Origin of the sequence: Nitrosomonas sp. (assembly GCF_020852615.1) — a bacterium.
GTDB lineage: Bacteria > Pseudomonadota > Gammaproteobacteria > Burkholderiales > Nitrosomonadaceae > Nitrosomonas.
In genome coordinates this window covers 1-9,710 of sequence record NZ_JADZAJ010000034.1, presented here as the reverse complement: position 1 = coordinate 9,710, position 9,710 = coordinate 1, and the positions used below count along the sequence as shown (strand labels likewise).

The following is a 9,710-nucleotide window of genomic DNA, read 5'->3' as shown; positions in this document are numbered from 1 at the left end:
GCAAGTGCGGTCTTGGCATGTTTGGGAGCGCTAGCCACCTGCTGTGCCGATTGCTGCACCTGACCGCTGGTATCCGGCCCTGCTGCAACGGCAATTACTGAAACCAGTGTGAAAGCCCAACCAGCCAGCACGGAGAGAGAAAACAGTGATTTATTCATGATTTACGACAAAAAATGGAAGAATAATTGATTCCCCCAAGCCTGCAAATGCGACAAATTGTCGCACTTGGAAACAGATCGAGAAGAGATATGTAGTTAAAACAGTCGCTCGTAAAATTATTTTTCTGCCTTCAATCACAAGCAAGGATTATTGAATTAACAGAATCACGCTTCTAATTACCTGATCTGACGACTCTCTTGCCCCCGCTCGATCTTCTTTAGCAGAATAACTTGCATGCTTACTTTTTATATGTATAATGATAATTATTATCATTTAATGAATTGGTGAGGTAAGACATGAGCTTGACCGATATCAGCTTTCATACAGTGCATGAATCAGGCAACGAGCAGTTTTTACGTTCTGCACCCTTTCCAATCAAGCTGTTCAGCAGCGAAGATCTGTTCGGAAACAGTAACGAGGTGCTGATTCAGCATCGCGGTGAGCAGTATCATTTACGCCTGACACGCAATAACAAGCTGATTCTGACCAAATAAACCGCAAGTGTGCACTGGTTATCTCAGACTGACACACCTCAGAAACTTTAATTTTTTCCTGACGATCACTGGCAGTACTCTCTCTCCTCTTCCAGTGATTCGTAGCGGCAAGCCAGCCCCTCCTCCCGGGGCAAGCCAGCCTCTTTTCTGATACGGGGTTGCTCATGAAATTTTTACCAGGAACAGTACTGGAACCGGCATACCAGGGAGTGCAACTCAGCTTCAAACCATCCGGCATCCGTCAGAACAAATTCTTTCGCAGTACACTTTCCCGCCGTCACAAGCAGCACGCCCCGGAGCCGGGAACACGACTGGAACGCCTTTGCCATCTGCTCCATACGGTTCTGCTCCACACTGCTTCCGTGGCTGCAGCCTGGCGCTTGCCCGCACATTCCGCTCATGCCGTCCGCCGGACAGATACAAATCTTCCGGAAATACCCGGTGGCACGAATTTGCGCTGGATCAGAACAGGCTGGCCATACCGGGACCATGCCTGTCCGGTCGTCAATCGCCTGAGAAACAGCCACAGCTATCTGGCAGGCCGGCTAATTCTGTGTGTTGGCGGCCGCGCCGCACTGTATCCGGATTACCGTCAGTTAATCGAAGCTGCCGGAGGGCAATTCATGGTTTTCCGTGGCGGTACACAAGGCAAGACCGAATATCTGTCTGCCCTGCTTGCTTGTGCGGATAGTGTGATTTGCCCGGTTGACTGTATCAGTCATGAGGACTTCTTTACTGTCAGGCACTATTGTCAGTGTATTGATAAGCCTTGTCTCATGCTGCAACGCTCTGATCTCGCTACTTTCAGCAAGGCGGTTGAGAGCCTTGCCCGGCATGACAGCTTCCCTCAAAAATCCGGTATTTTCAGTCAATCCGGACATGACAATCCTGGATAAACAAGCGGTCCGGGTTTGTATAACCACACTGGTGCTGTGCAATAATACACAGGCCTTTGCCGAGATACCCACCGAGATTACCCGTTATGATTGTTTTACTCGAAGCACACCGCGCCGGTTTGTTTGCCCGCAACCAGTGGCTGCCAAATATTATTGCCGGTCTGGTAGTGGGTGTCGTTGCACTGCCGCTGGCAATGGCTTTTGCGATTGCCTCCGGAGCACGCCCGGAGCAAGGGTTATATACCGCGATTATCGCCGGTGTCCTGGTATCGGTTTTTGGAGGAAGCCGTGTACAGATTGCCGGCCCAACCGGGGCCTTCATCGCTATCCTGGCGGGGATCACTGCCAAATACGGTATCTCCGGACTACAGATAGCAACTTTAATGGCTGGCATTATGCTGGTGCTGATGGGGGTTACACGAATGGGGGGCGTCATCCGCTTCATTCCCTCTCCGGTTATCATTGGTTTCACAACCGGAATTGGTGTCATCATTTTTGTTAGCCAGTGGCACGATTTTTTTGGCTTACCACAGGTAAGTGGAGACCATTTCCACGAAAGGTTCTGGCATCTGGTGCAATCTCTGCCCCATCTGCATGAGCCAACATTAGCATTAGCGCTTATCAGCCTGGTATTAACCGTCTGGGCTCCCCGTTTTCGATATTTTGCGCGCCTACCCGGGCCGCTGGTCGCGATGCTGGCAACCACGCTATTGCAGGCTGCATTACAACTGCCCGGCGTAGCCACCATAGGCTCCACTTTTGGTCATATCCCGACTGGCCTGCCAGGCTTTGCCATACCTGATCCGACAATCTCACAATCACTCGAACTGATTGGTCCGGCCTTCGCAATTGCTATGCTGGGAGCGATTGAATCACTGCTTTCTGCAGTCGTGGCTGACGGTATGTCCGGCACCCGGCACGATGCCAACCAGGAATTAATCGGACAGGGAATCGCCAATATCTTCGCACCCTTGTTTGGCGGTTTTGCAGCGACAGGCGCAATTGCACGCACTGCCACCAATATTCGCAATGGTGCAACCAGTCCGATCGCCGGAATCGTTCATGCTGTCACCCTGCTTTCCGTACTGCTGTTTCTGGCTCCGCTGGCAGCTTATATCCCGTTAGCCGCGCTGGCGGCTATCCTTTTCGTTGTTGCCTGGAATATGAGTGAGATCCATCGGTTCGTGCATATTCTGAAAATCGCACCGACAGCCGATCGTCTTATTCTCGTTATCACATTTTTACTGACTGTTTTTGTTGATCTGGTGGTAGCGGTCAATGTGGGGGTCATTCTGGCAACACTACAGTTTCTGCGTCGCATGTCCGAGGCTGTCGAAACCCAGCCGGTTGCCGCAGAAACAGTAAACATGGAACTGGCTCATCATAATCTGCCGGCCATTCCGCCTTCAGTCGTAGTCTATGAAATTTCCGGGCCAATGTTTTTCGGTGCCGTCGAGAATTTCGAACATGCACTGATACAAACGCATACCTTGCCCGAGATCCTGATTATTCGCCTGCGTTCGGTACCTTTTATCGATATGACCGGTATCCAGACATTAAGCCAGGTCACTGAACAGCTACACAAACGTAATATCCGCGTTGTTTTATGTGAAGCCAATAAACGGGTACTGGCCAAACTGGAAAAAGCCGGCATCATCCGAACCGGTACTCCCCTAATCTATACGCAGCAATTTGTTGAAGCCATACGGCAGAACATATAGCCGATCACACATACCTTATCTGCATCACAGGAAAACCGGCCCATGCATACAAAAACCTGCAATCCGCTTTTATATTCAGGAGTAACTCTGTTGTCCCTGATTTTCCTTTTTCTGTCATCCTTCCCGGCACAAGCCGGAAAGATACGGGAATACTGGATTGCAGCAGAAAAGATCAACTGGAATTACGCACCGACTGGCAAGAATCAGATCACTCCCGGGGCTGATATGGGGGAATGGGGCAAAACACTGATTTACCCTAAATACCGTTACATCGGCTATACCGATGGCAGTTATTCGCAACCCGTACCCCAGCCGGAATGGATGGGGATTCTGGGGCCCACGATCCGGGCCGTGGTAGGCGATACCATCAGGATCCATTTTCTGAATAAAGCCGATATACCGCTTTCCATCCATCCCCACGGTGTCATGTACGACAAGGATAATGAAGGGGCGGATAGCGGCAAAGGCAGCCGTATTCCGCCGGGTGGCCGTTACACCTACACATGGGCCGCCGACCGGGATGCCGGCCCGGGCCCGAATGACCCTTCTTCGGTAGTCTGGCTCTATCACTCGCATGTCATGGCAGAAGAAGAAATCAATCTGGGACTGGTTGGGACCCTCATCATCACTGCTGCCGGCAAGGCGCATTCAAGCGGGAATCCCGCTCCGCGCGATGTCGATCAGGAATTTGTTGCGCTGTACATGATATTTAACGAGGAAAACGGTAAAGAATCCGGTCTGAAACACGCTATCAACGGGCGGATTTTTGGCAATCTGCCCGGCTTTGAAACCCGGCGCGGGCAACGTGTGCGCTGGCATCTGGTCGCACTGGGCAATGAAGTGGATAACCATACCGTACACTGGCATGGCCAAACCGTACTGGATCACGGTCACAGAACCGATGTTATCGAACTCATGCCAGCCGGCATGACTTCTGTTGACATGGTGCCCCGTTCACCGGGCAGCTGGCTGTTTCATTGCCATGTCAGCGATCACATGATGGCAGGAATGACAACCCGCTGGCTGGTGAAGTAGCCTTGTTATCCTGCAAAGTAATGCTCCATTCACTCTGAGCAAACTCTACAGAAGAGCCAGTCGCCATTCAGCCGCTGTTCTCGGATCCAGAAATTTCCGGAAGACCTGTTTTCCCCGGCAGCCATAAAATACCAGCACAGAAATAAACAACGCTTGACAGCAGCACATTCTGCGGTAGTGTGACGGTAAACAATTAGCCATGGGGAGAGATCATGTTTGAGTTTCTGTTAGCACTGTTCATACTGCTGGTCGTGATCGGCATAGCGCTGTTCACCGTACCCTATCTGCGCCGCAATATTATTTCCAGGCTTGCGCTTAATATTTTCCGCAAGCTGTTGCCACAGATTTCGCAAACAGAACAGGAAGCACTCGATGCCGGCACAGTGTGGTGGGAAGGCGCACTCTTCAGTGGTAAACCTGATTGGAATCAGCTGCTTGCCTACCCAAAACCAGAGCTGACCCAGGAGGAAAAAATCTTTCTTGACGGGCCGGTCGAACAGCTCTGTAACATGCTGGACGAATGGCATATCACCCATGAACGCTACGACCTGCCGCCTCACGTCTGGCAGTTTATCCGCGAAAACCGTTTCTTCTCACTGATTATCCCTAAAGAGTACGGCGGGCTGGGTTTCTCAGCACTGGCTCACTCGGAAGTGGTCATGAAAATCAGCTCACGCAGTAATACGGCGGCCGTTACCGTGATGGTACCCAACTCTCTTGGCCCGGCTGAACTGTTATTGCATTACGGAACGGAAGAGCAGAAAAATTATTATCTGCCACGGCTGGCAAATGGAACCGAGATACCCTGTTTTGCACTGACCGGGCCGGATGCCGGTTCAGATGCAGGATCAATTCCTGATACAGGTATTGTCTGCCGGGGGGTATTCGATGGTCAGCCCGATATACTGGGAATTCGCGTTAACTGGGAAAAACGTTACATCACGCTGGGGCCGGTCGCCACATTGCTGGGGCTTGCTTTCAGGTTATATGATCCGGATGGATTACTGGGGGATAAAAAAGAGATCGGCATCACGCTCGCACTGATCCCGACCCATACTTTGGGTATCCAGATCGGCCGCAGGCATTTCCCACTGAACGGTGTTTTCCAGAACGGGCCCAATTCCGGCAAGGATGTGTTTATTCCAATGGATTGGATCATTGGCGGACAGGAAAAAGCAGGGCAAGGTTGGCGCATGCTGATGAACAGCCTCTCTGTTGGCCGCTCGATTTCTCTGCCGGCGACAGGCGTTGGTGCAGCAAAATTATCCGCCTGGAGCAGTGGCGCTTATGGCCGGGTGCGCGAGCAGTTCAAGCTGCCGATTGGTTACTTTGAAGGTGTTGAGGAAGCACTGGCACGAATCGCCGGAAATACGTACATGATGGATGCTGCCCGTGTTATGACCGCCGGTGCGGTGGATCTGGGCGAGAAGCCTTCCGTCATCTCCGCAATCGTCAAATATCACCTGACCGAGCGCAGCCGGCAAATAATCAATGATGCCATGGATATCCACGGTGGCAAGGGAATCTGCCTGGGGCCTTCCAACTACCTGGCAAGAACCTATCAGCAGACACCAGTCGGCATCACGGTGGAAGGGGCGAATATCCTGACGCGCAATATGATCATTTTTGGGCAAGGTGCGATCCGCGCTCATCCCTTTACACTTACGGAAATCAATGCTGCCTGGGATCAGAACAAAGAACGTGGTTTACAGGTATTTGATGAAGCACTGGCTGCGCATATCCGCTTTACCCTCAGGAATGCTTGCCACAGCCTGCTCTACGGGCTCAGCCGGCGACTGGTCAAGAATGTCCCGGAAAACGCGGCGAAAGAAACCATCACTTACTATCAGCAGCTGACACGCTTCTCTGCTGCATTTGCCCTGTTGACAGATCTTGCCATGCTGAAGCTGGGTGGCTCTCTCAAGCGGCGAGAACGTCTTTCAGCCCGGCTGGGCGATATCCTCAGCATGATGTACCTGGGCTCTGCCACACTCAAACGTTATGAAGACGATGGCCGCCCTGTTGCTGATCTGCCGCTGTTGCACTGGTCAATACAGGATGCGCTGTATCGTACTCAGCAGGCACTGTATGAGTTTCTGCTCAATTTTCCGGCCGGTAAAATTACCCGTGGATTGCTGCGTTGCATCGTTTTTCCATCAGGTATGCGTTGCCAGCCACCTGCCGATTCGCTTTCACATACGGTGGCACGGCTGATTCTGGCTCCGGGAGAAGTGCGTGATCGCCTGACATCAGGCATTTATCTCCCCCGGGAAGAAAATGATCCATTGGCATTACTCGGGAAGGCATTAGCCTGCGCTGTCGACTGCGAGCCTGTTGAAGCAAGATTGCGCCAGGCCGTCAAAAATAAATCCATTACAACTACCCATGAACATGAACAAATCGGTCAGGCGCTGGCACAAGGCATCATCACCAGCAAAGAGGCTGATTTACTTAAACAGATGAAAACCCTGCGACGCCGGGTCATCATGGTGGATGATTTCGCTCCCGATTTCCAGAAAAATGGCAATTTACAGGGAGGGATAACTTCATGACTGCACATCCCGTTTTTCTTGCAACTGACATGATTCCACCGGAAACTGCCCGAACACTGGATGGCCTGTTCAGGGAACGGGTCCGCCGTTTACCTGATGCCGTGGCCTATCGCGATTACGATGTCAGCCAGGAACATTGGCAGAATTACACATGGGGCGACATGGCAAATGCTGTCGGGTTATGGCAAACAGCGCTCTCCCGGGAAAATTTTTCTCGTGGTGACCGGGTCGCTGTTATGGTGCGAAACTGCCCGCAATGGGTGATGTTTGAACAGGCTGCCCTTGGGCTGGGGCTGGTGGTTGTTCCACTCTATATCGAGGATCGGGCGGAAAATGCTGCTTGGTGCCTTGATAATGCCGGTGCCAGCCTGTTATTGCTGGAAAACATGACTCGGTGGAGTGAAATGAGTGAAGCTGCTGCACAGCTGCAACAGCTGAAACGCATTGTTATCCTGCATGCCGCTTCAGAAGATATTCATTACACCGGTGACAAACGTGTTATCGCACTGCAGGACTGGCTGCCAGAGACAGCGGAGACTACCCCTCCCGCTCAAAACGATCCTCATGCACTGGCCAGTATTATTTACACTTCCGGAACGACAGGCCGGCCAAAGGGAGTGATGCTGAGCCACCACAATATTCTGTCTAATGCTTACGGCTGTGCTCAGATCGTAACTGTCAGACCGGAAGATCTGCTGCTGTCTTTTTTGCCACTATCCCATACTTTTGAGCGTACTGCAGGCTACTACACTCCCATGTTATGCGGCGCAACAATAGCCTATGCCCGTTCTGTCCGGCAGTTACAGGAAGATCTCCTGATTATCCGCCCGACTATTATGATTTCAGTCCCCAGAATCTATGAAAAAATCTATGTCGGGATACAAACCAGACTGGCAGAAGGTTCTGTACTTTCCAGACTGTTATTTAATCTGGCTGTTGATGTGGGTTACAGCCGGTTTGAGTATCAGCAGAAACGCACCGGCTGGCATGCTTCATACCTGCTGTGGCCATTGCTCAACCGGCTGGTTGCACGCAAGGTGATGGATAAACTGGGAGGGCGTTTATGGCAGGTCATGAGCGGTGGTGCTGCATTGGCACCGGAAGTATCACGGGTTTTCATCGCTCTGGGATTGCCTATCCTGCAAGGTTACGGACTGACTGAAACAAGTCCGGTTGTCTGTGCCAATCGACTGGATGATAATCTCCCAGCAAGTGTGGGTAAGCCTGTTCCCGGGGTTGAAGTTAAATTGGGAGAGCAAAATGCACTGCTGATTAAAGGGCCTAACGTAATGCTTGGTTACTGGAACAATCCGGAGGCCACTCGTGCCGTTCTGTCAGCAGACGGATGGTTTAATTCCGGAGATACTGCTCATATTGATACACAGGGAAGAATTACTATCACGGGTAGATTAAAAGACATTATTGTGACTTCTACCGGTGAAAAAATCCCTCCGGCTGATATGGAAGCTGCAATTCTGCGCGACTCAATATTCGATCAGGTAATGATAATCGGAGAAGGTCGATCCTATTTAAGTGCGCTGATAGTGCTGAGTAAGCGCGGCTGGGAAGTCGTGGCTACACACTGCAATGCCAAGAATGATCCTCATGCGCTGGCTTGCGATGAATATGCAGAGGAAATTGTGCTGGAAAAAATTGCGCGGCAGATTAGCGGATTTCCCGGTTACGCCAAAATTCATCGGGTACTGCTGATTTCTGATCCCTGGACGGTGGAAAATGAAATGCTTACCCCTACCCTGAAACTAAAGCGGAAAAAGATTTATGAACACTACCAGGACAGCATCAACAAACTCTATGCCAGTCATTAAAGGAGGAATACCAATAAAGGTACTGAGTCTGAGAAAATAATCATCAATAATTACAGGCACCAAGTCACCCTGGCGGTTAACATTACCTGGTGCCACTTACTAACAGCTTATCATTTAAAACTAGGGTAACTTAGCTTCACCTGGGGCTGCTTCGTCCTGAACACTTACCTGATCACCCAGCTGTTTGAGTGTGCCCGGGCCTATACCTTTCACATTGGCAAGGTCTTCCACTGACTTAAATGCACCATGCTGATCTCTGTACTCAATAATCGCCTTAGCTTTAACTGGCCCCAGTCCTTTCACTGATTCAAGATCTGCCTGGCTCGCTGTATTGATATCCATCCCGGCCAGAACTGAAAAATTAATCCCAAAAAACACCAGAAAAACCAGAAAAATCTTTTTCATCATTATACTCTCCAAGAAAAATTAGAAATAAAGTTACTAATTTCAAATTTATTTTTGGTTAGCTCTTCACAATAAGCCAACCAAAGAGTGAGCATCGGCATTTTCGTAACAGACTTTAGATTTGAATTTTCCCGATGAGAAAAAAACAAAAGATATCACGTAAAAATATTTTGCATTTTTCTATGCACAAATTTAGATATTTGTGGAAGGAGTGGTGCTGATGAAGGGTGTTAGCAACTTCTACAAGGATTGGGAAGCATAAAAAACAACGTTTTCAGTATTAGTGATCACTAACACGTTATCGGGAAACTGTTACAGAGCCCGCCTGAACAGCTGCATGGCACCCACTTCCCTCTAACTTCACTGATAGATTTTGTTACTTACACCGTATATCCCAAATCTGATCATACCTGCCAAGTTCTTTAAAAGCCTACAGAAAACCCGGCAGGTAAATGTATGAGGTATTATTGTGGCAGCATAAAACCGTAAAGCACGCCACTCTCAATTATTTTGATTTTGTTTATTTTTGAAGAAGAAGAAAGCGCCTGCTCCTGCTGCGACTGCCAGAATACCCAGGATTAACGGCATATTGGATTTACCTCCTGTTCCCACTGCAAACGGG

8 protein-coding genes are annotated in these 9,710 nt (G+C 50.1%); 6 read left to right on the top strand and 2 right to left on the bottom strand.

Going from position 1 to position 9,710, the window contains the following annotated elements; genetic code table 11:
- The first annotated feature begins 455 nt into the window (after positions 1 to 455).
- The 6 genes from IT527_RS08330 to IT527_RS08305 all read left to right on the top strand — a co-directional run bounded on the left by IT527_RS08330 (position 456) and on the right by IT527_RS08305 (position 8,683).
- Complete coding sequence (locus IT527_RS08330; protein ID WP_292968072.1) at positions 456 to 653, top strand: hemin uptake protein HemP; 198 nt, start codon at positions 456 to 458, stop codon at positions 651 to 653.
- Positions 654 to 817: 164 nt separating this feature from the next.
- The gene (locus tag IT527_RS08325) at positions 818 to 1,549 is read left to right on the top strand and encodes a DUF2325 domain-containing protein (RefSeq protein ID WP_292968071.1); all 732 of its coding nucleotides are present in this window, start codon (positions 818 to 820) and stop codon (positions 1,547 to 1,549) included.
- A gap of 86 nt (positions 1,550 to 1,635) precedes the next feature.
- Positions 1,636 to 3,270, top strand: a complete 1,635-nt coding sequence (locus IT527_RS08320) for a SulP family inorganic anion transporter (protein ID WP_292968070.1) — start codon at positions 1,636 to 1,638, stop codon at positions 3,268 to 3,270.
- 90 nt (positions 3,271 to 3,360) lie between these two features.
- Positions 3,361 to 4,305 (top strand): multicopper oxidase domain-containing protein, encoded by a 945-nt coding sequence (locus IT527_RS08315; protein WP_292968069.1) that lies wholly within the window; start codon positions 3,361 to 3,363, stop codon positions 4,303 to 4,305.
- A gap of 212 nt (positions 4,306 to 4,517) precedes the next feature.
- Entirely contained in the window at positions 4,518 to 6,857 is a 2,340-nt protein-coding gene (locus IT527_RS08310) for an acyl-CoA dehydrogenase (RefSeq protein WP_292968068.1), read from the top strand.
- Positions 6,854 to 8,683 (top strand): long-chain fatty acid--CoA ligase, encoded by a 1,830-nt coding sequence (locus IT527_RS08305; protein WP_292968067.1) that lies wholly within the window; start codon positions 6,854 to 6,856, stop codon positions 8,681 to 8,683. The genes IT527_RS08310 and IT527_RS08305 overlap by 4 nt, the downstream gene beginning before the upstream one ends.
- Before the next feature lie 120 nt (positions 8,684 to 8,803).
- On the opposite strand, the gene IT527_RS08300 is transcribed toward IT527_RS08305, so the two are convergent.
- Together IT527_RS08300 and IT527_RS08295 are read right to left on the bottom strand one after the other, a co-directional pair.
- Positions 8,804 to 9,091, bottom strand: coding sequence for a helix-hairpin-helix domain-containing protein (locus IT527_RS08300; RefSeq protein ID WP_363278143.1), 288 nt, complete (start codon positions 9,089 to 9,091; stop codon positions 8,804 to 8,806).
- A 498-nt stretch (positions 9,092 to 9,589) separates the two neighbouring features.
- Complete coding sequence (locus IT527_RS08295) at positions 9,590 to 9,700, bottom strand: LPXTG cell wall anchor domain-containing protein (RefSeq protein ID WP_292968073.1); 111 nt, start codon at positions 9,698 to 9,700, stop codon at positions 9,590 to 9,592.
- Positions 9,701 to 9,710: the final 10 nt, after the last annotated feature.

Coding starts and splice junctions, on each gene's coding strand:
- IT527_RS08300 (WP_363278143.1), bottom strand. CDS start 9,091: ATGATGAAAAAGATTTTTCTGGTTTTTCTGGTGTTTTTTGGGATTAAT.
- IT527_RS08305 (WP_292968067.1), top strand. CDS start 6,854: ATGACTGCACATCCCGTTTTTCTTGCAACTGACATGATTCCACCGGAA.
- IT527_RS08310 (WP_292968068.1), top strand. CDS start 4,518: ATGTTTGAGTTTCTGTTAGCACTGTTCATACTGCTGGTCGTGATCGGC.
- IT527_RS08330 (WP_292968072.1), top strand. CDS start 456: ATGAGCTTGACCGATATCAGCTTTCATACAGTGCATGAATCAGGCAAC.
- IT527_RS08320 (WP_292968070.1), top strand. CDS start 1,636: ATGATTGTTTTACTCGAAGCACACCGCGCCGGTTTGTTTGCCCGCAAC.
- IT527_RS08325 (WP_292968071.1), top strand. CDS start 818: ATGAAATTTTTACCAGGAACAGTACTGGAACCGGCATACCAGGGAGTG.